Source organism: Gammaproteobacteria bacterium (assembly GCA_036381015.1).
Taxonomy (GTDB): domain Bacteria; phylum Pseudomonadota; class Gammaproteobacteria; order Steroidobacterales; family Rariloculaceae; genus ZC4RG20.
The window spans coordinates 105,415-127,055 of sequence record DASVDR010000010.1; the positions used below are offsets into that span (position 1 = coordinate 105,415).

18 protein-coding genes are annotated in these 21,641 nt (G+C 68.6%); 17 read left to right on the forward strand and 1 reads right to left on the reverse strand.

Translation table 11 applies throughout. From position 1 onward, the window contains the following. Positions 1–12 precede the first annotated feature (12 nt). The 12 genes from mutL (at position 13) to VF329_04070 (ending at position 12,459) form a co-directional block, all read left to right on the forward strand. Positions 13–1,812 (forward strand): DNA mismatch repair endonuclease MutL, encoded by a 1,800-nt coding sequence (gene mutL, locus VF329_04015; GenBank protein HEX7080157.1) that lies wholly within the window; start codon positions 13–15, stop codon positions 1,810–1,812. Between the two features lie 5 nt (positions 1,813–1,817). Further along, on the forward strand, positions 1,818–2,771 hold the full coding sequence (gene miaA / locus VF329_04020; protein ID HEX7080158.1) for a tRNA (adenosine(37)-N6)-dimethylallyltransferase MiaA: 954 nt from the start codon (positions 1,818–1,820) through the stop codon (positions 2,769–2,771). 153 nt (positions 2,772–2,924) lie between these two features. Continuing rightward, complete coding sequence (hfq, locus tag VF329_04025; protein HEX7080159.1) at positions 2,925–3,167, forward strand: RNA chaperone Hfq; 243 nt, start codon at positions 2,925–2,927, stop codon at positions 3,165–3,167. 29 nt (positions 3,168–3,196) lie between these two features. Beyond that, on the forward strand, positions 3,197–4,486 hold the full coding sequence (hflX, locus tag VF329_04030) for a ribosome rescue GTPase HflX (protein ID HEX7080160.1): 1,290 nt from the start codon (positions 3,197–3,199) through the stop codon (positions 4,484–4,486). Further along, entirely contained in the window at positions 4,486–5,604 is a 1,119-nt protein-coding gene (gene hflK / locus VF329_04035; protein HEX7080161.1) for an FtsH protease activity modulator HflK, read from the forward strand. Before hflX ends, hflK begins: the two co-directional genes overlap by 1 nt. A gap of 13 nt (positions 5,605–5,617) precedes the next feature. After that, positions 5,618–6,502: a protease modulator HflC gene (gene hflC / locus VF329_04040; GenBank protein ID HEX7080162.1), complete on the forward strand. Its 885-nt coding sequence runs from the start codon at positions 5,618–5,620 to the stop codon at positions 6,500–6,502. Between the two features lie 32 nt (positions 6,503–6,534). After that, positions 6,535–6,726: a DUF2065 domain-containing protein gene (locus tag VF329_04045; GenBank protein ID HEX7080163.1), complete on the forward strand. Its 192-nt coding sequence runs from the start codon at positions 6,535–6,537 to the stop codon at positions 6,724–6,726. Positions 6,727–6,728: 2 nt separating this feature from the next. Further along, positions 6,729–8,024 carry an adenylosuccinate synthase gene (locus tag VF329_04050; GenBank protein HEX7080164.1) on the forward strand — a complete coding sequence of 432 codons (1,296 nt, stop codon included), beginning with the start codon at positions 6,729–6,731 and terminating at the stop codon, positions 8,022–8,024. Between the two features lie 84 nt (positions 8,025–8,108). After that, positions 8,109–8,408 (forward strand): FeoA family protein, encoded by a 300-nt coding sequence (locus VF329_04055; GenBank protein ID HEX7080165.1) that lies wholly within the window; start codon positions 8,109–8,111, stop codon positions 8,406–8,408. After that, positions 8,392–10,590 carry a ferrous iron transport protein B gene (gene feoB / locus VF329_04060; GenBank protein HEX7080166.1) on the forward strand — a complete coding sequence of 733 codons (2,199 nt, stop codon included), beginning with the start codon at positions 8,392–8,394 and terminating at the stop codon, positions 10,588–10,590. Before VF329_04055 ends, feoB begins: the two co-directional genes overlap by 17 nt. Positions 10,591–10,621: 31 nt before the next feature. After that, positions 10,622–11,182: an NUDIX hydrolase gene (locus tag VF329_04065; protein ID HEX7080167.1), complete on the forward strand. Its 561-nt coding sequence runs from the start codon at positions 10,622–10,624 to the stop codon at positions 11,180–11,182. Positions 11,183–11,214: 32 nt separating this feature from the next. Beyond that, the gene (locus tag VF329_04070) at positions 11,215–12,459 is read left to right on the forward strand and encodes a multidrug effflux MFS transporter (GenBank protein HEX7080168.1); all 1,245 of its coding nucleotides are present in this window, start codon (positions 11,215–11,217) and stop codon (positions 12,457–12,459) included. 38 nt (positions 12,460–12,497) lie between these two features. Here the strand turns inward: VF329_04070 and petA are convergent, their stop codons facing one another. Beyond that, the gene (gene petA / locus VF329_04075) at positions 12,498–13,064 is read right to left on the reverse strand and encodes a ubiquinol-cytochrome c reductase iron-sulfur subunit (protein HEX7080169.1); all 567 of its coding nucleotides are present in this window, start codon (positions 13,062–13,064) and stop codon (positions 12,498–12,500) included. 104 nt (positions 13,065–13,168) lie between these two features. Here petA and VF329_04080 point away from each other — a divergent pair, with 104 nt between their 5' ends. The 5 genes from VF329_04080 to VF329_04100 all read left to right on the forward strand — a co-directional run bounded on the left by VF329_04080 (position 13,169) and on the right by VF329_04100 (position 21,639). Beyond that, a complete protein-coding gene (locus VF329_04080) occupies positions 13,169–13,897 on the forward strand; it encodes a glutathione S-transferase (protein ID HEX7080170.1) in 729 nt (242 codons plus the stop codon). A 220-nt stretch (positions 13,898–14,117) separates the two neighbouring features. Further along, a complete protein-coding gene (locus VF329_04085; protein ID HEX7080171.1) occupies positions 14,118–15,674 on the forward strand; it encodes a Re/Si-specific NAD(P)(+) transhydrogenase subunit alpha in 1,557 nt (518 codons plus the stop codon). Positions 15,675–15,684: 10 nt separating this feature from the next. Beyond that, positions 15,685–17,076, forward strand: coding sequence for a Re/Si-specific NAD(P)(+) transhydrogenase subunit beta (gene pntB, locus VF329_04090; protein ID HEX7080172.1), 1,392 nt, complete (start codon positions 15,685–15,687; stop codon positions 17,074–17,076). A gap of 91 nt (positions 17,077–17,167) precedes the next feature. After that, positions 17,168–19,087, forward strand: a complete 1,920-nt coding sequence (locus VF329_04095) for a PQQ-binding-like beta-propeller repeat protein (protein ID HEX7080173.1) — start codon at positions 17,168–17,170, stop codon at positions 19,085–19,087. A 137-nt stretch (positions 19,088–19,224) separates the two neighbouring features. Next, a complete protein-coding gene (locus VF329_04100; GenBank protein HEX7080174.1) occupies positions 19,225–21,639 on the forward strand; it encodes a DUF1592 domain-containing protein in 2,415 nt (804 codons plus the stop codon). The last annotated feature ends 2 nt before the right edge of the window (positions 21,640–21,641 follow it).

Sequence of the window (21,641 nt, forward strand, 5' to 3'; positions counted from 1 at the left end):
TACAATGCCCGCGTGGCCATCCGGGTTCTGCCTCCCCAGCTGATCGATCAGATTGCCGCCGGCGAGGTCGTCGAGCGGCCGGCGTCCGTCGTCAAGGAGCTCGTCGAGAACGCGCTCGATGCCGGCGCGCGCCGCATCGAGATCGAGGTCGAGGCGGGCGGCAGCCGGGCGATCCGGATCACTGACGACGGCTGCGGCATCGCGCCGGAGGAGCTGCCCCTCGCGCTGTCGAGGCACGCGACGAGCAAGATCGCGAGCCTCGACGATCTCGAGGCGCTGCGATCGATGGGGTTCCGCGGCGAAGCGCTGCCGAGCATCGCGTCGGTGTCGCGCCTCGTGCTCACGTCCCGGTGCCCCGGTCACGAGAGCGCGTTCCGGATCGCGGCGGAAGGCGGCGAGATCGGCGCCGCGCGTCCCGCCCCGCACTCGCGCGGCACCACGGTCGAGGTCCGCGACCTCTTCTACAACACGCCCGCGCGGCGCAAGTTCTTGCGCGCGGAGCGTACCGAAGCCGCTCACATCGATGCCGTCGTGAAGAGCCTCGCGCTCGCGCGCTTCGACGTGGAGTTTCGCCTCAAGCACGAGCGCAAGACGTCGCTGCATCTGCCGCCCGCCGTCGACCGCGCCGGAGAGGAGGCGCGGATCGCGCAGCTCTGCGGCGCGGCGTTCCTCGAGCACGCGCGGTACGTCGAGCGCGAGATCGAAGGGCTCGCGTTCCGCGGATGGCTCGCCGCGCCGGAGTTTTCCCGCAGCCAACCCGACATGCAGTACACGTACGTGAACGGCCGCTATGTTCGGGACAAGCTCCTGCGTCATGCCGCGCGGCTCGGCTATCAGGACGTCCTCTATCAGTCGCGCCAGCCGGCCTTCGTCGCGTTCCTGACCCTCGATCCGCGCCGCGTCGACGTGAACGCTCATCCGGCGAAGCTCGAGATCCGCTTTCGTGACTCGCGCCTGGTCCACGACTTCGTCTTCAGGACGATCGAGGCCGCGCTCGCGCGCCGGCTCGACGGCGACGAAGCCGACCTCGCCTCGATGCCGGCCGCGCCCGTACCGTACTCGCCGCCGGCCGCCTACGGCTCCGGGCGCGGCCGGCAGAACGGACTCGACTTCGCGCACCACGACGCGCACGCCGTCCGCGACCGGGTCGCGCTCTACGAGCGGCTCCACTCGCGCTCGGCGCCCGCGGTCGCGGAATCCGCGGCCGCGGAGTCCGCGGGCCCGGACACCCCGCCGCTCGGCTATGCGCTCGCGCAGCTCTCCGGCATCTACGTGCTCGCCGAGAGCCGCGACGGGCTGATCATCGTCGACATGCACGCCGCGCACGAGCGGATCACGTACGAGCGTCTCAAGCAGTCGTTCGCAGAAGCGCGGTTGCAGTCGCAGCCGCTGCTCGTGCCGGTCGACGTGAAGCTCGCATCGCGCGAGGCGGACATCGCCGAGGCGCACGAGGGGGAGCTCGCGCGCCTCGGCTTCGAGATCACGCGGCGCGGCCCGGAAGACGTGCAGGTCCGAGCGGTCCCGCTGCTTCTCGAGAACGCCGACGTCCCAGCGCTGCTGCGCGACGTGCTGAGCGACCTCGCCGAGCACGGCGGCTCGGACCGAGTGGAATCGCGCGTCGACGAGCTGCTTGCGACGATGGCTTGCCACGCGTCGGTCCGGGCGAACCGGAAGCTCGATCTCGAGGAGATGAACGCGCTGCTCAGGCAGATGGAGCGCACCGAGCGAAGCGACCACTGCAATCACGGCCGTCCGACCTGGACGCGGATCACCTTGTCGGAGCTCGACCGGCTGTTCCTGCGGGGCAGGTAGCGACGGTGCCGGGAAAGACCGTCCCCCTTCGCGCGGTCTGCCTCACCGGGCCGACCGCCTGCGGCAAGACCGACCTGGCGCTCGAGCTCGCCGGCGCGCTGCCGCTCGAGATCGTCAGCGTCGACTCGGCGATGGTGTACCGGGGCATGGACATCGGCACCGCGAAGCCGAGCGCACAGGTTCGCGCCGCGGTGCCCCACCACCTGATCGACATCGTCGATCCGGCGGAAGCCTACTCAGCCGGCCGATTTCTCCGGGACGCGGTTGCGACGATCGAGGACATCGCGGCCCGCGGCAGGCTGCCGCTTCTCGTCGGGGGAACGCTGCTCTATCTCCGGGCGCTACGGCGTGGGCTCGCGCCGTTGCCCCCGGCGGATCCCGAGATCCGGGCGGCGCTGAACGAGGAGGCCGCGCGGGACGGCTGGCCGGCGCTTCACGCCCGGCTCGCGCGCGCCGACCCGGAGGCCGCGGCGCGGATCGCCCCGTCGGACCGTCAGAGGATCCAGCGGGCGCTCGAGGTCTATACGTTGACCGGGCGGCCGCTGAGCGACCTCCAACGCCGCGCGCGCGCAGCGCCGCCGCGCGCCGAGCTCACGACGATCGCGCTGCTGCCGGGCGACCGCCGTCTGCTGGCGGAGAAGATTGAACGACGGTTCGACGCGATGGTCGAAGCAGGTTTGGTGGGAGAAGTCGAGACCTTGCGGGCACGGGGCGACCTCAATGCCGACATGCCTTCCATGCGCGCCGTGGGCTACCGCCAGATGTGGAGCTACCTCGCGAATCGGTATGATTGGGGGGTAGCGCGGGCGAAGGCGATTGCCGCGACCCGGCAGCTGGCGAAACGTCAGATGACCTGGCTGCGGTCGGAGGCGGGCATCTGTACGTACGACGCCTTTTCGCCGGGATTGCCTGAAAAATTGCTCGAGCGCGTGCGCTCGGAGCTCGAACGGTGGGCCTGACGGGAACCCGGCTGTGTTAAGATTCGGGATCCGTGGGACTAGCTTTTTTCTTCCGCAAGTGGGACCAAGCGGAACGGGATCTCGGAAAGCGCGTTTACGTGCGGGTCAAACTCGGACCTGATCTCGACAACCCTAACAATAAAGGAAACGTCCATGCCGAAAGGTCAGTCTTTGCAAGATCCGTTTCTAAACGCGTTACGCAAGGAGAAAGTTCCAGTCTCCATCTATCTAGTGAACGGCATCAAGCTTCAGGGCCAGATCGACTCGTTCGACCAGTTCGTCGTGCTGCTCCGCAACTCCGTGAGCCAAATGGTGTACAAGCACGCGATCTCCACGGTCGTTCCGGCGCGCAACATTCGGTTGCCCGCCGCGGACAACGATGACTCGGACGATTAACCGCCGAAAATCCCGGCAGGGAGCGCCGATTGCTTGAACGTCCTCCCGCGGGCGAACGATCCCTGCTAGTGCACATCGGCTGCGGCCGACGCTGCCACGCCGACGAAACCCAAGAGTTCGAAGCGCTCGCCGACTCGGCGGGTGCCACGGTCGTGGGCGCCTTGCACACGCAACGGGCTCGTCCGGACCCGCGTTATTTCCTCGGATCGGGAAAAGTCGAGGAGCTCGCCCGGCTCGTCGCCGACGCCGACGCCGAGCTCGTGCTCGTGAACCGTCCGCTCTCGGCGAGCCAGGAGCGCAACCTCGAGCAGGCGCTGAAGACACGCGTGCTCGACCGCAACGGCCTCATTCTCGATATCTTCGCCCAGCGCGCTGCGAGCTTCGAAGGCAAGCTCCAGGTCGAGCTCGCGCAGCTCGAGCACCTGTCCACGCGGCTGATCCGCGGGTGGACGCACCTCGAGCGCCAGAAGGGCGGCATCGGGCTGCGGGGCCCGGGCGAGACGCAGCTCGAGACCGACCGGCGGCTGATCGGCAAGCGTATCCGCTACCTGAAGGAACGGCTCGAACGCGTCGAGCGCCGCCGCGAGACCGGACGCAAGGAACGCTTCCGTTCCCGCATTCCGACCGTCGCGCTCGTGGGGTACACGAACGCCGGCAAGACCACGCTGTTCAACGCGTTGAGCGGAGCGACGCTCGAAGCCAAGGACCAGCTCTTCGCCACGCTCGACACCACGGTGCGCCGCTTGCCGCTCGGCGGCGGCGACGAGGTGCTCCTCGCCGACACCGTGGGGTTCGTCCGCGATCTGCCGCACGAGCTGGTCGCCGCGTTTCGCGCGACGCTGACCGAGGCGCGCGACGCGGCGCTGCTGTTGCATGTGATCGACGCGAGCGATCCGCATCACCTCGACCGCATCCGCCAGGTGGAAGCGGTGCTCGAGGAAATCGGCGCAGGGGAGGTGCCGCGGCTCCAGGTGTACAATAAGGTCGACCTCGCGGCCGAGGACCGTTACCCGCCGCTTCGCGATCGAGCGGACTCGAAACTCTCCGTCTCCGCGCTGACCGGAGAGGGCATTCCTGCGCTGCGCGAGGCCATCCGGCGGCGGTCCATCGGTGAACGGGTCGCAGGCAGAGTGAGGCTCGGGCCCGAGCAAAGCCGCGTGCGGGCGCAGCTCTTCGATTGGCAAGCGGTTCGTCGAGAGGAGGCGGATCCGGCCGGCGGATGGACGCTGGACGTGGAGCTCACGGCCGGGCGCTGGCGCGAGCTGTGCCGGCGAGAGGGTTTGGCCAGGAGCCGACTTGAGTCGGAAAGTGTGACCTGATGGGATGGGACGACGGCGACAAAGGCAACCCGTGGCGCCCGAGCGGCAATAAGAATCCGGCCGATCTCGACGCAATCGTCAAGGAGTTCCAGCGCAAGCTCGCGGCGCTGCTCGGCGGCCGCGGCGCCGGGCGCGCGGGCGGCGGCCGGGGTGCGGGCTCCGGCCTCGTCGCCACGATCGTCGTCCTGCTCCTCGTCGGCTGGGGCCTCAGCGGGTTCTACAAGGTCGACGCGGCCGAGAAGGGCATCGTGCTGCGCTTCGGCGCCTACCAGGGCACGACGATGCCCGGCTTGCGCTGGCACTGGCCGTGGCCGATCGAGACCGTCGAGAAGATCAACACGGAGAGCACCGAGACCCTGGTCTACCAGGGCAGCATGCTCACGCAGGACGAGAACATCGTCGTCGTCGATCTGATCGTGCAATACCGGCGCACGGATCCGGTGAAGTATCTGTTCAACGTCCGGTCGCCGGAAGACACGCTGCGCGACGTCACGTCCAGCGCGATTCGAGAGATCGTCGGCAAGAACGAGCTCGACTTCATTCTCACCGAGGGCAGGGCCGAGATCGCCGCCCGGACCCAGCAGCTGCTGCAGAGCACGCTCGACGCGTACGGCACGGGAATCACCGTGTTCCAGGTCAACCTCCAGGAAGCGAACTTCCCGCGCGAGGTCGAGACCGCCGTTCAGGATGCCGTCAAGGCGCGCGAGGACCGGGAGCGCGCGATCCTCGCCGCGCAGGAGTACAGCAACAAGATCATCCCGATCGCCCGCGGCGACGCCGCCCGCGAGCTGGAGGAGGCCGAGGCCTACAAGCAGCGGGTGATCGCGAATGCGGAAGGCGAGGCGGATCGCTTTCTCGCGATACTCGCCGAGTACTCCCAGGCCCCGGAGGTGACGCGCCAGCGGCTCTATCTCGAGACGCTCGAGGAAATTCTCGCCGCGTCCACGAAGGTGCTCGTGAACACGGACGGCGGAAACAATCTTCTCTATCTGCCTCTCGATAAGCTCGTCGAGCAGCAGCGCCGGAGCTCGTCACCGAACGAGCCGGCCACGTTGCCCGCGCCGATGACGAGCAATCCGAGCCCGCGGCCGGGCGCGCGCGAGCGTGCCACGCGATGACGGGAGTCGTGAGATGAGCTCGAAGGTGAACGTGTTTCTGATTCTTCTCGTCGTCGTTGCGGTGCTGGTGCGAATGTCCGTGTTCACCGTGGACGAGCGCGACCACGTGCTGAAGCTTCAGTTCGGCGAGATCATCGAGTCGAGCTACGAGCCGGGCCTGCACTTCAAGTGGCCGCTCGTTCAGAGAGTCGTGCGCATCCCGAAACGGGTGCTGAATTACGAGAACTCCGAGGAGAGATTTCTCACCGGCGAGAAAAAGAATCTGATCGTCGATTACTTCGTCACCTGGCGCGTGGTCGATCCGGCCCAGTACTACCGCTCCGTCAGGGCCGACGAGGAGGCCGCGTGGATGCGGCTCTCGGCGATCGTCAAGGAAGGAATCAAGGCCGCAATCAGCCGACGCACCGTGCGGGAAGTGGTCTCGGCCGAGCGCTCGGAGCTGATGGACGGCATGCTCCTGCAGGCGCGCGAGCGCTCGCCCGAGCTCGGCATCGAGCTCGTGGACGTGCGTGTGAAGCGGATCGAGCTTTCCGACGAGGTCAGCGAGTCCGTTTACGAGCGCATGCGCCAGGAACGCCGGCGCGTGGCCGCGCAGCTGCGCGCCGAAGGCGATGAGGAAGCGGAGAGGATCGAGGCCGACGCCGATCGCCAGCGGACCGTGATTCTCGCCGAGGCGTATCGCGACGCCGAGCGGATTCGCGGCGAGGGCGACGCGCGGGCGGCCGAAATTTACGCGCAAGCGTACAGCCGAAACCCCGAGTTTTACGCGTTCTACCGGAGCATGCGCGCCTACCGCGAGGCGATCGGCGGCGCCAACGACATTCTGGTGCTCGAGCCCGACAGCGAGTTCTTCCGGTTCCTGCAGAACGACCTCGGCGTCACCGTCACCGCCGAGTAGGCGGCGATCCCGCAACTCAGGAGATTCACGCTGTGGCCTGGGCAGACCTCTTCGCTGGGCTGGCCTTCTACTTGATCCTGGAAGGGCTTTTCCCGTTCGCGATGCCGCAGGTCTGGCGCCGCGGACTCGCCTCGCTCGGGCAGCTCGGCGACAACCAGCTGCGCGCCTTCGGGCTCGTCGTCATCATCAGCGGTCTCGTGCTGCTCTTCATCGTTCGAGGTTAGACGTGGGACGCAACGTCGTCGTCATCGGCACGCAATGGGGGGACGAGGGGAAGGGCGCCATTGTCGACGCGCTCGCCGCCCGGGCCCATGCCGTCGTGCGCTTCCAGGGAGGGCACAACGCCGGCCACACGCTCGTGATCGACGGCGAGAAGATCGTCCTGCATCTGATCCCCTCCGGCATTCTTCGCGAAGGCGTCGTCTGCTTGATCGGCAACGGCGTCGTCGTCTCGCTGGAGGCGCTCGCGGCCGAGATGAACGGCCTCCTCGGCCGCGGCGTGCCGGTGCCGGAGCGCTTGCGGCTCTCTCCGGCATGCCCGCTGATCCTGACGTCGCATCTCGCGCTCGATAAAGCGCGCGAGGCCGCAAGCGGTCCGCACGCGATCGGCACGACCGGCCGGGGCATCGGCCCGGCGTACGAGGACAAAGCCGCGCGCCGCGCGCTTCGCGTGTCCGATCTCTTCGCCCCGGCCCGGCTCGAGGAGAAGCTGCGCCGTGTGCTCGATCTGCACAACTTCCTGCTGAAGGGGTACTACGGCGCGGAGCCGGTCGACATGCAGCGGGAGCTCGACACGCTGCTCGGCCATGCGGAGACGTTCAAGCCCCTGGTCGACGACGTCACCGAGCGGCTGCGGCGGCTTCGCGAGGACGGTCGAAACGTGCTCTTCGAAGGCGCTCAGGGCGCGATGCTCGACCTCGATCTCGGGACGTACCCGTTCGTGACGTCGTCGAATACGACCATCGGCGGCGTGCTGACGGGTGCGGGCGTCGGTCCCGGCTCGGTCGACTACGTGCTCGGCATCACGAAGGCCTACACGACGCGCGTCGGCGCGGGGCCGTTTCCGACCGAGCTCACGGACGACTCGGGCCGGCACCTCGCGCAGGTCGGAGCGGAATTCGGCGCCACGACCGGACGTCCGCGCCGCTGCGGGTGGCTCGATGCGTTGCTGCTGAAGCGGGCCGTGTTCACGAACGGCGTGACGGGGCTCTGCGTGACGAAGCTCGACGTGCTCGACGGCCTCGAGGAGATCAAGGTCTGCGTGGGCTACCGGCTGGACGGCGAGGCGCTGACGACACCGCCGCTGCTGATGGAGCGCTTCGGCGATTGCGAGCCGGTCTACGAGACCCTGCCGGGGTGGCAAGAGAGCACTAAAGGTATAAATAATTACAATGATTTACCACTTGAAGCTCGAAACTACCTGAATCGCATCGAAGCGCTGACCGGCGTTCCCGTCCACCTCGTCTCGACCGGGCCGAGCCGCGAGGCCGTGATCGTGCGGCGCGATCCGTTCGACGCCTGAGCAAGGATCGGCCGCGCCTCTTGCGGTGACCCGCGGTTGGCGGGGCGCGAGTTTTGCTTACAATAACGAGAATCATTTCCATTTATGTCGGAGCCGACGCTGACTCTTGCAGACCTGGAGCCCGGTGATCGGGCCGAGATCGTGGCCGTCGACACGGCCGACAAGGCCGTGCAGCGGCTGATGGTGCTCGGGCTCGTCGAGGGCGCGGAGCTCACGTTCCTGCGCCGCTCGATCGGCGGCGACCCTCTGGAGCTCTCGATCTACGGCGCCGCGATCTCGCTGCGCCGCGACCAGGCACGGCATTTTCGCGTCGAGCGGCGCAGCGGGCGCAGATTGGCGGGCGTACGGGTCGATACGGGTACCGGGCATGTCGAGCGCCGCTGAAATCGCCGTCCCCGTCGAGAAGGTCACGATCAGCCGCCGCGCCGCGGGCACGATCGCCGTGATCGGAAACCCGAACGCCGGAAAGAGCTCGGTCTTCAACCGCCTGACGGGGCTCAGGCAGCGGACGGCGAACTATCCCGGCGTCACGGTCGAGCGGCGGGTCGGCCGCGGCGTCTTCGACGACTCGGCGATCGACTTCATCGATCTCCCCGGCACGTACTCTCTGAGCCCGACCTCCACGGACGAGGAGATCGCGGTCGGCGTGCTGTTCGGGCGCGTTCCCGGCACGCCGCGGCCGGACGCGATCCTCGCCGTCATCGACGCCACGCGGCTCTATCAAGGGCTCTACCTGTTGCAGCAGCTCGTCGACCTCGGCTTGCCGATGGTCGTCGCGCTGACGATGACGGACGCCGCGCAGAAGGAGCAGCTCGAGATCGACTTCGAGCGCCTCGAGCGGCACCTCGGCGGAGTGCGCGTGTTTCCGGTCGTCGCGACGACCGGGCGCGGGTTCGGCCCTCTGAAGGCCGCTCTCGCCGGGCTGATCGGCGCGCGGCCTCCGGAGCCGGTCGAGCATTGGCCGGCGTTGAGACGTGCGGCCGAGGAGCTCGAGCGGGCGCTCGCGGGGCACGCCCCGGCGCTGCACCGCGTCGAGATCGAACGGCTGCTGATCGACGGCGAGTTTCTCGGCGACGAGCTTCGCGCTCCCGCGCTCGACGAGCCCGCGCGCCGAGCCGTCGCCGCCGCGCGGGCGCGCCTTTTCGGCGCCGATCCGCCGCTCGCCGTCGAGGCGCGCCGGCGTTACGCGTGGATACGTAGCACTCTCGAGGACGTGCAGTCCCGCGGCTCGCTCGTCGCCGGCACCCGCGCGCGGATCATGGACTGGATCAACCGCCCGTGGCCCGCAACCCTGCTCTTCGTGCTCGCGATGGCGGTCGTGTTTCAGGCCGTGTTCGCCTGGGCCACGCCGTTCATGGACATGATCGACGCCGGCGTCAGCGCGCTCGGCGCGAGCGTCGCTTCCGTGCTGCCCGAGGGCGTGCTCACGAGCTTCCTCACCGAAGGCGTCATTGCCGGCGTCGGCAGCGTGATCGTGTTCCTGCCGCAGATCGTGATCCTCTTTCTGTTCATCATCCTGATGGAGGACACCGGGTATCTCGCGCGCGCGGCGTTCCTCGTGGACCGCGCGATGCGCACGGTCGGCTTGTCCGGTCAGTCCGTGATTCCGCTCTTGTCGAGCTTCGCCTGCGCCGTGCCGTCGATCATGGCCACGCGCGTCATTCCGAATCGCCGCGACCGCATCGCGACGATGCTCGCCGCGCCGTTCATGACGTGCTCGGCGCGGCTGCCGGTGTATGCGCTTCTGATCGCCGCGTTCGTTCCGGAGCGGCAGATCGCGATGCTCAACCTGCAGGGCCTCGTGCTGTTCGGCCTGTACGTCCTCGGCATCGTCGGCGGCATCGGCACGGCGTTGCTCCTGCGCCGCTCGGCGCTCCGCGGCGAGAATCCCACCTTCGTGCTCCCGCTGCCGGACTTTCGGCTGCCGCATCCGCGCACGGTCGGCATGAAGCTGCTGGACCGCGTGCGCGTGTTCTTGCGCCGGGCGGGCACGGTGATCTTCACGGTCGCGGTCATCGTGTGGGCGCTCGCCTATTTCCCGCGCTCCGACGCGGTCGAGTCCCAGCGTGCGGCGGCCGTGGAGGCCGCGACGGCGACGCTGTCGGGAGACGCGCTCGAAGCCCGCCTCCAGGCCATCGAGAACGAAGCGGCCGCGGCGCATCTTGCGCAAAGCTGGCTGGGCCGCGCCGGACAGGCCGTCGCGCCCGTGTTTCGGCCCCTCGGCTGGGACTGGCGCGTCTCCGCCGCGGTGATCGCGGGCTTCCCCGCGCGCGAGGTCGTCGTCGCCGTCCTCGGCACGATCTACGCCGTCGGCGGCGAGGCCGACGAGGAGCGCCTCGCGGGCCGCTTGCAAGCGGCCACATGGCCCGACGGCACGCCGGTCTTCACGCTGCCGATGGTGCTCGGCCTGCTCGTGTTCTATGCGTGGTGCCTCCAATGCGCCGCGACGCTCGCGGTGATCCGCCGCGAGACGAACAGCTGGCGGTGGCCGATCTTCGCCTGGACGTACATGACGGCTCTCGGCTACACGGCGGCGATGCTGATCTATCAGGTCGGGTCCACGTGAGGGACGTTCCGGCCGCGCGGGCGCCGAGGCGATGAAGACGATCGGCGAATGGCTCGAGGTGCGGTGCGCGCACGTCGCCGATTGCCGCGTTTTCTCTGTCGAGCGCTCGTCCGCGCGCCTGCTCGAGGACGGCACGGAGCACGACTTCTACCGCATCAAGTCCGTGGACTGGGCGCAGATCGTGCCGGTCACGGCGTCGGGCGACGTCGTCATGGTGCGTCAGTACCGCCACGGGGTGCAGCGCGAGACGCTCGAAATTCCCGGCGGTCTCGTCGACCGCGGCGAAGCCCCCGGCGACGCGGCCGTGAGGGAGATGCTCGAGGAGACGGGCTACCGCGCGGCGTCCGTGCGCCCGTTGGGCGTGCTGAGCCCGAATCCCGCGCTTTTCTCGAACCGCCTGCACGCGTTCGTCGGCGAAGGTGCGGAGCGGGTCGGCCCGATCCGGAACTCCGGAGCCGAGCGCACGAGCGTCGAGATCGTGCCGCAATCGGAGATTTCGCGGCTGCTGATCGAAGGCGTCATCGACCACGCGCTCGTCGTCGCCACGCTGTGGCGCTACCTGCATGACGCCGGCGGCGCGGCTCTGAGATAATTTCCGCCCCTTTACACGCCGCCCGCACGCTCATGGACGATTCGACACGCGGCGCCGCGCCGGCGGCCTTTGCCGGCGGCACGCGCGCGCGGGGCAGCCTCGTGCTCTTCTTCGGCGCGCTCGCCGCGCTCGGACCCTTGAGCATGGATGCCTATCTGCCGGCCATCCCGAGCATGGCCGAGGAGTTCGGCGTCGGCATCGTCCGCTTGAACAACACGCTGAGCGTATTCCTGCTCGGCTACGCGCTCGGCCAGTTCTTCGGCGGGTCGCTGTCGGACCAGGTCGGCCGCAAGCGGATCGGGACGGCCGGTCTCGCGCTCTATCTCGCGACGACTTTCGCGATCGCGTTCGCGTCGAGTGTCGAGATGATGCAGTGGCTCAGGTTCGTGCAGGCGATCGGCAGCGGCTTCGCCACCGTGATCTGCATGGCCTCGATCCGCGACGTGTATCCGGTCGAGCAGCTGGGGCGCAAGTTCGCGACGCTCACGATGGTCGTGCTGGTCGCGCCGCTCGTTGCGCCGGCGCTCGGCTCGTTCCTGCTCGCGTGGGGCTGGCGTGCGATCTTTCTCGTGAAAAGCGCATACGCGCTCTTGCTCTTCGGCATCTACACGACGGTGGTCCCGGAGACGCGGAGCGGACGTTGGCGCGACTGGTCGCTGCGCGCGCTCTTCGCGCAATGCGCGCGCGTCGTCTCGCGGCGCGTCGGCGGCCGCCTCGTGCCGATTCGCTATGCCGTGGCCATGGCGCTCTCCGTGAGCGTTCTGATGATCTTCGTGACCAATGCCTCGTTCCTCTACATGCAATATTTTCAGGTGAGCGCGGACCGGTTTCCGTTGTACTTCGGTTTGAGCGTGCTCGGCTTCATGTCGATGAATCTCTTCAGCATGAAGCGGCTGACGCCGGTGAACGCCGCCGCGTTCTTCCGCGTGGGTCTGCTGATCCAGATCGCGGCCGTCGCGTTGCTGGTTCTCGTGCTGGTGCTCGGCGCGGCGTCGCTCGCGACGGTCGTGCCGTTGATCGTCGTCGCGATGTCTACGCTCGGGCTCGTCGGTCCGGCCGGCTCAGCCCGCTACATGGGCTTCTTCGAGCAGCTCGCGGGCAGCGCGTCGTCGGTGTACACGACGATGATGTTCTCGTTCGGCGGGCTGCTCGGTGCGCTGACGGGCGTGTTCTACGACGGCACGCCGCTGCCGGTCATCGCCGTGATGCTCGCGGCTACGGCCGCGGCGAATCTGATCGCGACATCGCTTCCGGCGCAGACGGCCCGGCGCGCCTGAAGTGTAAATTTCAGCGCGGCCGTTCCGCCGCGCGAGGCTCAGCTGACTTCGGTGGGCTCGCCGATCACGATACGCGTGGGGGAGACGTAGCGATGCGGCGGGATAGGCAGGTTCGTGGGCGCCGGGCCCTGGATCACGCGCCCGGCGTAATCGTAGCCCGAGCGATGGCACGGGCAGATGAAGCCTCCGGGCCACCAGCCGCCCATGGCCTGCCGGCCTTCCTCCCGATCCTTCAGCCGCGGGACGCACCCGAGGTGCGTGCAGAAGCCTTCGACGACGAGATACTCGGGGTCGATCGACCGGTAAGGCGCGTGCACGTAGGCCGGGTCCGGCACGATTCCCGGATCGAGAAGACGCTGCTCGGCCGCACCGAGCTGCGCGAGCATTTCGTCCGTGCGCCGCAGCACGAGCATCGTGCGGCCCCGGTAAGCGTAGGCCCCGACTTCGCCCGGCCGCAGCCGGGACAGGTCCACCTCGATCGGGTTTCCGAGCGCCTTCGCCTTCGCGCTCGGCAAGAAGCTTCGAACGAACGGGATCGACCCGAGGAACGCTGCGAGGCCCGAAAGGCCGGTGAGCGAGAGCTTCAAGAATCCGCGCCTGTTCAAAGCCTTCTCCTTCCGAGCGGCTCTCAGGGAGTCAGTTGCTTCCGCATTGTAAAGGAATCGGCCCGAAGTGAAACCGAGCGCCGCACTGTGGTAGCTTCCCCGACGTGACGTACGAGCTCTACTACTGGCCGGGTATTCAAGGGCGCGCCGAGTTCGTGCGGCTGGCGCTCGAGGAGGGCGGAGCCGAGTACCGCGACATGGCGCTCGTGCCCGAGGATCAGGGCGGCGGAATCGCGGGTCTGCGGCGCTTTCTTTCCGACGCGGACGTCGAGCGGCCGCCGTTCGCGCCTCCGTTCCTCAAGGCCGGCCGCCGCATGATCGCCCAGACGGCCAACATCCTCCTGTTTCTAGGCGGCCGGCTCGGTCTCGCGCCGCGCGACGAGGGGGGCAAGCTCTGGGCGCATCAGCTCCAGCTCACGATCGCCGACTTCGTCGCCGAAATCCACGACACGCATCATCCGATCGCGAGCAGCCTCTATTACGAGCAGCAGAAGCCGGCTGCGAAGCGCCGCTCGAAGGACTTTCTCGATAACCGAATGCCGAAGTTTCTCGCGTATTTCGCCGCCGTGCTCGCGCGCAACCCGGAGCGAAGCGGCTGGCTCATCGGCTCGAGCCCGACCTACGTCGACCTCTCGCTCGCGCAGGTCGTCGCCGGGCTCAGCTACGCGTTCCCGAAGCGCAGCCGCGGGGCGCTGAGCGAGCATCCGGAGCTCCTCGCGCTGCACGAGCGCGTGTTCAGCCGTCCTCGCATCGAGCGTTATGTCCGATCGGGCCGGCGGGTCCCGTTCAACGAGCACGGGCTCTTTCGCCGCTACCCGGAGCTCGACGAGTGACCGCTGCGCCGGTCCGCCGACGCGGCCGGCTTCCGCCGGCTGTCGTGGCGCTCCCGAACGGCGCGGCGGCTCGAGTCGCGTCCCGCCGATCCCCGCGCGGCTCCCGATCCTGCCGATCCCCCAAGTCGATCGGGTCAACAAGCCGCCTTCTTTAAGGTAATCTGCGCGTCGCCGCAGGGGCGGCCCGTCCGTCGAGGAAACAACAAGAAGGAGCGATTGCATGAGGATCGGCGTGCCGAAGGAGGTGGCGAGCGGCGAAAAACGCGTGGCGACGACGCCCGAGGCGGTCGGGCATCTGCGGAAGCTGGGTTTCTCGGTGCTCGTCGAGGCCGGTGCCGGTGCGGCCGCCGCCTTCACGGACGACGCGTATCGGGCTGCCGGCGCCGAGATCGCACCGAGCACGCAGGCGGTCTGGGACGCCGAGATCGTGCTGAAGGTGCGCGCGCCGGTCGACGAGGAGGTCGAGCGGCTGCGGCGCGGTCAGATTCTGGTCGCTTTCCTCGCGCCGGGACAGAACCCGGAGCTCTTGCAGAAGCTCGCCGACAAGGGCGTCACGGCGCTCGCGGTCGAGAGCATTCCGCGCATCTCGCGCGCACAGAAGCTCGACGCATTGAGCTCGATGGCGAACATCGCCGGGTACCGCGCCGTCATCGAGGCCGCCGAGCACTTCGGCCGCTTCTTCATGGGCCAGATCACGGCGGCCGGCAAGGTACCGCCGGCGAAGATCCTCGTGATCGGCGCGGGCGTCGCCGGGCTCTCCGCGATCGGCACGGCGAAGAGCCTGGGCGCAGTCGTGCGCGCGTTCGACACCCGCGCGGCCGTGAAGGAGCAGGTCGAGAGCATGGACGCGGAGTTCCTCACGGTTGACATCGAGGAGGAAGGCGAGGGTACCGGCGGGTACGCCAAGGTCATGAGCGCCGCGTTCATCGAGGCCGAGATGGCGCTCTTTCGCGAGCAGGCGCGGGAAGTCGACATCATCATCACCACGGCGCTGATCCCCGGGAAGCCGGCACCGAAGCTCGTCACGCGAGACATGGTCGAGTCGATGAAGCCGGGCAGCGTGATCGTCGACCTGGCGGCGGAGCAGGGCGGCAACTGCGAGCTCACCGAGGCCGGGCACGTCGTCGTCCACGACGGCGTCACGATCATCGGCTACACGGATCTGCCGAGCCGGCTGCCGGGCCAGTCGAGCCAAATGTATGCGACGAACCTGCGGCATCTGCTCGCCGAGATGTGCCCGGGCAAGGACGGCGCCGTCGTCGTCGACATGGAGGACGAGGTCATTCGCGGCGCCACCGTCGTCAAGGATGGCGAGATCACGTGGCCGCCGCCGCCCCCGAAGCTCTCGGCCGCGCCGCCGGCGCCTGCACCGGCCGCGTCGAAGCCCGCCGCCGCGGCCGCCTCGCCGTCGGCCGCGACGGGCGGCGCAAGGTCGCACGGGCTCGGTGCAGCCGCCGTCTTCGGCGTCGGAGCGCTGGTGCTGCTCGGTCTCGGGCTCGCGGCGCCGCCGTCGTTCATGGCCCACTTCACCGTCTTCGTGCTCGCGTGCTTCGTCGGGTACATGGTCATCTGGAACGTCACGCCGGCGCTGCATACGCCGCTGATGAGCGTCACGAATGCGATCTCGAGCATCATCATCATCGGCGCGCTGCTCCAGATCAGCTCCCCGGAGCCCATGATCATGGTATTGGCCGGCGTCGCTGTGCTGATCACGGCCGTCAACATCGCCGGTGGCTTCGCGGTCACGCGCCGCATGCTCGCCATGTTCCGCCGTTAGGGAGACGCCGATGCCGAACGGACTCGTCACCGCTTCATACATCGGCGCCACGGTGCTGTTCATCCTCGCGCTCGGCGGTCTGAGCCATCAGGAAACCGCGCGACGCGGCAACCTCTACGGGATGATCGGCATGGGGATCGCGCTGCTCGCGACCCTGTTCGGCGTCGTCACTGCCAACTACGGCCTGCTGCTCGTTGCGTTCGTCGTCGGCGGGGCCGCGGGCCTGGTGCTCGCGCGGCGTGTGCAGATGACGCAAATGCCCGAGCTCGTCGCGATCCTGCACAGCCTCGTCGGCCTCGCCGCCGTGCTCGTTGGTTTCGCGAACTTCATGGATCCGGCCGCGAAGCTCGCGGGCGTCGAGAAGACGATTCACGACGTCGAAACGTATCTCGGCATCCTGATCGGTGCCGTCACGTTCTCCGGGTCCGTGATCGCCTTCGGCAAGCTGAGCGGCAAGATCGGCGGCAAGCCGCTCGTTCTGCCCGCGCGCCATTGGCTGAACCTCGGCCTGCTCGTGCTCGCGATCTGGTTCGGCGGGTGGTTTCTCGACGCATCCGAGCACGGCGCGGGTCTCCTGCCGCTGCTCCTGATGACCGCGGTAGCGCTCCTCTTCGGCATCCACATGGTCATGGCGATCGGCGGCGCCGACATGCCGGTCGTGATCTCGATGCTGAACAGCTACTCCGGGTGGGCGGCGTCGGCCACCGGCTTCATGCTCGGCAACGATCTGCTGATCGTCACCGGCGCGCTCGTCGGCTCGAGCGGCGCGATCCTGAGCTACATCATGTGCCGGGCGATGAACCGGCGCTTCCTTTCGGTGATCGCCGGCGGATTCGGCACCGGCGGCGGGACGCCGGCAGCCGGCACGGCGGAGGCCGGCGAGGTGCATTCCCTCGAGCCCCCCGACGCCGCGGCGATGCTCGCCGACGCGAAGCACGTCGTGATCGTGCCGGGCTACGGGATGGCGGTCGCGCAGGCGCAGCACGCCGTCTACGAGCTGACGAAGCGGCTGCAGCAGCGGGGCGTCGACGTGCGCTTTGCGATCCATCCCGTCGCCGGCCGTATGCCGGGACACATGAACGTGCTGCTCGCGGAGGCGAACGTGCCGTACGACATCGTTCACGAGATGGACGAGATCAACGACGATTTCCCCAACGTGGACGTCTCGATCGTGATCGGTGCGAACGATATCGTGAACCCGTCCGCGCAGGAGGTCCCGGACAGCCCGATCGCCGGGATGCCGGTGCTCGAGGTCTGGAAGGGCAGGACGACGTTCGTGCTGAAGCGCAGCATGGCGACGGGTTATGCCGGCGTCGAGAACCCGTTGTTCTTCAAGGACAACACGTACATGCTCTTCGGCGATGCGCGGGATACGTTGACGGCGCTGATCAGCGCGCTTTGAGAGGGCGTCCGCTGCGCGCCGCGCACGATGCAGCGCCGCGGCCGAGCGAGGCGGCTGCGGCGCATCGAACGACCCCGGGGGAGACGGCGTCATGCCACGTTCACGACGCGGGCTTTGGATCGAGGCGCTGGCCGTCGTGACCGCGTCGTGGAGCGCGGCGGCGGCCGCGCAGCGGGTCTCGGGCGATGCGGGCGACTGGCCGATGTACAACCGCGATTTGGCCGGCACGCGCCATTCGCCGCTGACCGAAATCACGCCGAGCAACGTCGCGACGCTGCAGCAAGCCTGGTCGTTCCGGCTAGGCGAGCATCCGACCGCGGGCTCGATCTCCGGCGGATCCGAGCTGACTCCCGTCGTCGTCGACGGCGTGATGTATGCGACGACGCCCGACGCGGTCGTTGCGATCGAAGCGCACACCGGCCGCGAGATCTGGCGGCATTCGCTCGGCGAGCGCGTGCCGTCGAGACGCGGCCTCGCTTATTGGCCGGGCGGCGAAGGCGACGAGCCGCGCGTCTTCGTCACGTCCGGAGGCATGCTGCACGCGCTCGAAGCCGCCACGGGACGGCCGGCCGTCGGGTTCGGCGAGGCCGGAGCGGTGCGTATGCCGGTGAGCTACGACGGCGTGCCGACGGTGTTCGAGAGCCTGCTGATCGTCGGGTCGAACGGCCCGCCGGGCAGCGTGCGCGCATTCGACGCGCGCGACGGCGCCGAAGTGTGGGCGTTTCGGTCGGTTCCGCGCGCGGGCGAGACCGGGAACGACACATGGGAGAACGACGCGTGGCGGGACAATTCCGGCGCGCTCCATTGGGCCTTCTCGATGACGGTGGACGCGGAGCGGCGCACGCTCTATGCCGTGTTCGACGCGCCCGGCCCGTTCGACTACTACGGCGGCGATCGTCCCGGCGACAACCTCTTCGGCAACTCGATCGTCGCGCTCGACGTCGATACCGGGGAGCGCAAGTGGCATTTCCAGGTCGTTCATCACGATTTGTGGGATTACGATCTGCCGGCGCCGCCGGGTCTGCTCGACGTGACGATCGAAGGCGAGCGCGTGCCGGTGCTCGCGCTCGCGGCGAAGACCGGCTACATGTACATCCTGAACCGGGAGACCGGACGGCCGGTGTTCGGCATCGAGGAGCGCGAGGTGCCGCCGAGCGACGTGCCCGGCGAGCGCGCCTCGCCCACGCAGCCGATCCCGCTCGCACCGCCGCCGATCGCCCGCGTATCGTTCGCGCCCGACGACATCGTCACGGCGGAGGACACGACCGCGGAGCACGCGGCGTTTTGCCGCAAGCTCGCGGCCCGGAGCGGCGAGCTGGTCAACGAGGGGCCGTTCACGCCGTACGTTTACCGCGCGGCCGGTCGGCCGCCACGCTCGACGATCCTTTTCCCGGGCTCGATCGGCGGCGCGAATTGGGGCGGCACCGCATCGGATCCGTCGCTCGGCTACGTGTTCGTGAACACGCAGGACGAGGCGAGCATCGGCTGGATCGAAGCTTCGCCGCCGGGCTCGAGGCTCCCGTATCGGCGCAACAGCGCGGTCGGCCCGACGTCGCGGTTCCAGTGGTCGGAAGGCACGCCGGAGTCCGGCAACATCCTCGGCGCCGGCGAGCGTGCATGGCCGTGCCAAAAGCCGCCGTGGGGACGGCTCGTCGCCGTGAACGCCGCCACCGGCGAGATCGCATGGCAAGTGCCGCTCGGGATCACCGATACGCTGCCTCCCGAAAAGCAGCGGACCGGCCGGTTGAACATGGGCGGACCGATCACAACGGCGACCGGCCTCGTCTTCATCGGTGCGTCGAACGACCGGCGCTTTCGCGCCTTCGACTCGCGGACCGGAGAGGAGCTCTGGGTCGCGAAGCTCGACATGAGCGCGCACGCGGTGCCCGTCACGTATCTCGGCCGCGACGGCAAGCAGTACGTCGCGATCACGGCCTCCGGCGCCGCCGCGATCGACGACCCGAGCCCTCCGAATGCCGATGCGATCGTCGCGTTCGCGCTGCCCCGCTGAAAAAGGTGTCCGCTGAAAAAAAGTGTCAGACACCTTATTCGCCGAAAAATGGTGTCTGACACCTTTTTCGTTTTTTCGGATCCACGTCTTCGCGGTGGTACAGTTGGCGGAGCCGTTGCCGGGCCACGGAGCCAGACGTGAAGCACTTCGTCATGCAGTCGGCGCCGATCGCCGCGTCCGCGCTGATTCTCGCGGGATGCCAGCCGTCCGAAGCGGAGCGGATCGCGCGGCACACGGCCACGATCGACCGCTTCTGCACCGACTGTCACAACGACATCGAGCGTGAAGCCGACATGACGCTCGAAGGGGCAGACCTCGCGCACGTCGCCGAGAATCCCGCGCTGTGGGAGAAGGTGATCGTGAAGCTCCGCGGGAATTTGATGCCGCCGCCCGGACGGCCGCGCCCCGAAGGCCGGGATGCCGACGCGTTCGTCGCCTACCTCGAGACCCGGCTCGACGCCGCCGCGGCACTCGATCCGGAGCCCGGGCCGGCCCCGATCCATCGATTGAACCGCGCCGAGTACGGCAATGCGATCCGCGACCTCCTGGCGCTCGAGATCGATCCGGCCGAGCTCTTGCCCGCCGACGACGAAGCCTACGGCTTCGACAACATCGCGGACGTCCTGCGCGTGTCGCCGTCGCTGCTCGAGCAATACCTCTCCGCGGCGTCGAAGATCGCGGCGCTCGCCGTCGGCGATCCGAGCACGCCGCTCGTGACCCGCGTCTACCGCGCGCCGCCCGATCTCGCGCAGCGCGAGCACATCGAAGGCCTGCCGCTCGGCACCCGCGGAGGCATGCGCTTTCGGCACAACTTTCCGCTGGATGCCGAGTACGACTTCAACGTCTTTCTGCTGCGCAACATCGTCGGCTACATGAAGGGGCTCGAGTGGCCGCACGAGCTCGAGATCTCGGTCGACGGCGAGCGCGTGTTTCATGCGCAGGTCGGCGGCGAGGCCGACAATGCGATGTCCGACGCGAACTTCTCGGCCGCGGCCGACGCGATCGATCGGCGGCTGCGGACCCGCGTCTTCGTCACGGCCGGCCCGCACGACGTGGTGGTCGCGTTCGTCAGAAAGAGCGCGGCCGAGACGCACGAGCCGCTCGAGCTGCACACGCGCGACCTCGACCTGCAGAACATGAACGGCGTACCGCTGCTCGATTACGTCAACGTCACCGGTCCGTACGAGCCCCGCGGCCGAGGCGCCACGCCGAGCCGCGAGCGCATCTTCACGTGCCGTCCGGCGAGCGAGGCCGACGAGCTGCCGTGCGCCGAGAAGATTCTTTCGACGCTCGCGCGGCGCGCGTACCGCCGGCCGGCCACGGAGGAGGACATCGGGCTGCTCCTCCGCTTCTTCGAGTCGGGCCGCGCTCGCGGCGACTTCGACGCCGGCATCCAGAACGCGCTGCGCGTGATGCTCGCGAACCCGGCGTTTCTCTATCGGAGCGAGCCCGATCCCGACGGCGTTGCGCCCGGCAGCGTCTATCCCGTCGACGATCTCGCGCTCGCCTCGAGGCTGTCGTTCTTCCTGTGGAGCAGTCTGCCGGACGAGGAGCTGTTGGGCCTCGCCGAGCGGCACGAGCTTTCGGACCCGGCGGTCTATGAAGCGCAGGTGCGCCGCATGCTCGCGGACCCGCGGTCGCATGCGCTCGTCGAGAACTTCGCCGGGCAATGGCTGTTCCTGCGCAACCTGCGCAGCGCGCGGCCGGGCGTCGAGGAGTTTCCGAACTTCGACGAGAACCTGCGGCGCTCGATGCGGCGGGAGACGGAGCTCTTCTTCGAGAGCATCATTCGCGAGGACCGCAACGTGATGGATCTCCTCACGGCGGACTACACGTTCGTGAACGAGCGGCTCGCGCGCCACTACGGGATCCCCGGGATCTACGGCAGCCATTTCCGTCGGATCCACGTGCCGAACGACGCGCGGCGCGGGCTCCTCGGGCAGGGCAGCATCCTCACGATCACGTCGTACCCGAACCGCACGTCGCCGGTCCTGAGGGGCAAGTGGATCATGGTGAACGTGCTCGGCACGCCGCCGCCGGCCCCGCCGCCGAACGTGCCGGCGCTCGACGAGAACGAGCCGGGCGGCGTCGCGCGCTCCGTGCGGCAGCGGCTCCAGGATCACCGCGAGAACCCGGTTTGCGCGTCGTGCCACGACATCCTCGATCCGCTCGGGCTCGCCCTCGAGAACTTCGACGCGGTCGGCCGCTGGCGCACGGTCGAGCCGGGCGGCGAGATCGACGCGTCCGGGCGCCTTGCGGACGGCACGCTCGTGAACGGACCCAGCGAGCTCCGCGAGGCGCTGTCGGCGGAGCCCGAGCAGTTCGTCGGCGTGCTCGTCGAGAAGCTGCTGACGTACGCGCTCGGCCGCGGCCTCGAGCCGTACGACATGCCGGCCGTGCGGAAGATCGTCCGCGACGCCGAGGACGACGACTACCGCTTCTCCTCGCTGATCCTCGGAATCACGAACTGCACGCCGTTCAGACTGAGGCGGGCCGCGCGCGAGCCGAGCCCCGCGGGCCCGGAGCCCGGCGTGACGACCGCCGCGAGGTAGGC

Coding starts and splice junctions, on each gene's coding strand:
- hfq (HEX7080159.1), top strand. CDS start 2,925: ATGCCGAAAGGTCAGTCTTTGCAAGATCCGTTTCTAAACGCGTTACGC.
- hflK (HEX7080161.1), top strand. CDS start 4,486: ATGGGATGGGACGACGGCGACAAAGGCAACCCGTGGCGCCCGAGCGGC.
- hflC (HEX7080162.1), top strand. CDS start 5,618: ATGAGCTCGAAGGTGAACGTGTTTCTGATTCTTCTCGTCGTCGTTGCG.
- VF329_04055 (HEX7080165.1), top strand. CDS start 8,109: ATGTCGGAGCCGACGCTGACTCTTGCAGACCTGGAGCCCGGTGATCGG.
- feoB (HEX7080166.1), top strand. CDS start 8,392: ATGTCGAGCGCCGCTGAAATCGCCGTCCCCGTCGAGAAGGTCACGATC.
- VF329_04065 (HEX7080167.1), top strand. CDS start 10,622: ATGAAGACGATCGGCGAATGGCTCGAGGTGCGGTGCGCGCACGTCGCC.
- VF329_04070 (HEX7080168.1), top strand. CDS start 11,215: ATGGACGATTCGACACGCGGCGCCGCGCCGGCGGCCTTTGCCGGCGGC.
- VF329_04085 (HEX7080171.1), top strand. CDS start 14,118: ATGAGGATCGGCGTGCCGAAGGAGGTGGCGAGCGGCGAAAAACGCGTG.
- pntB (HEX7080172.1), top strand. CDS start 15,685: ATGCCGAACGGACTCGTCACCGCTTCATACATCGGCGCCACGGTGCTG.
- VF329_04095 (HEX7080173.1), top strand. CDS start 17,168: ATGCCACGTTCACGACGCGGGCTTTGGATCGAGGCGCTGGCCGTCGTG.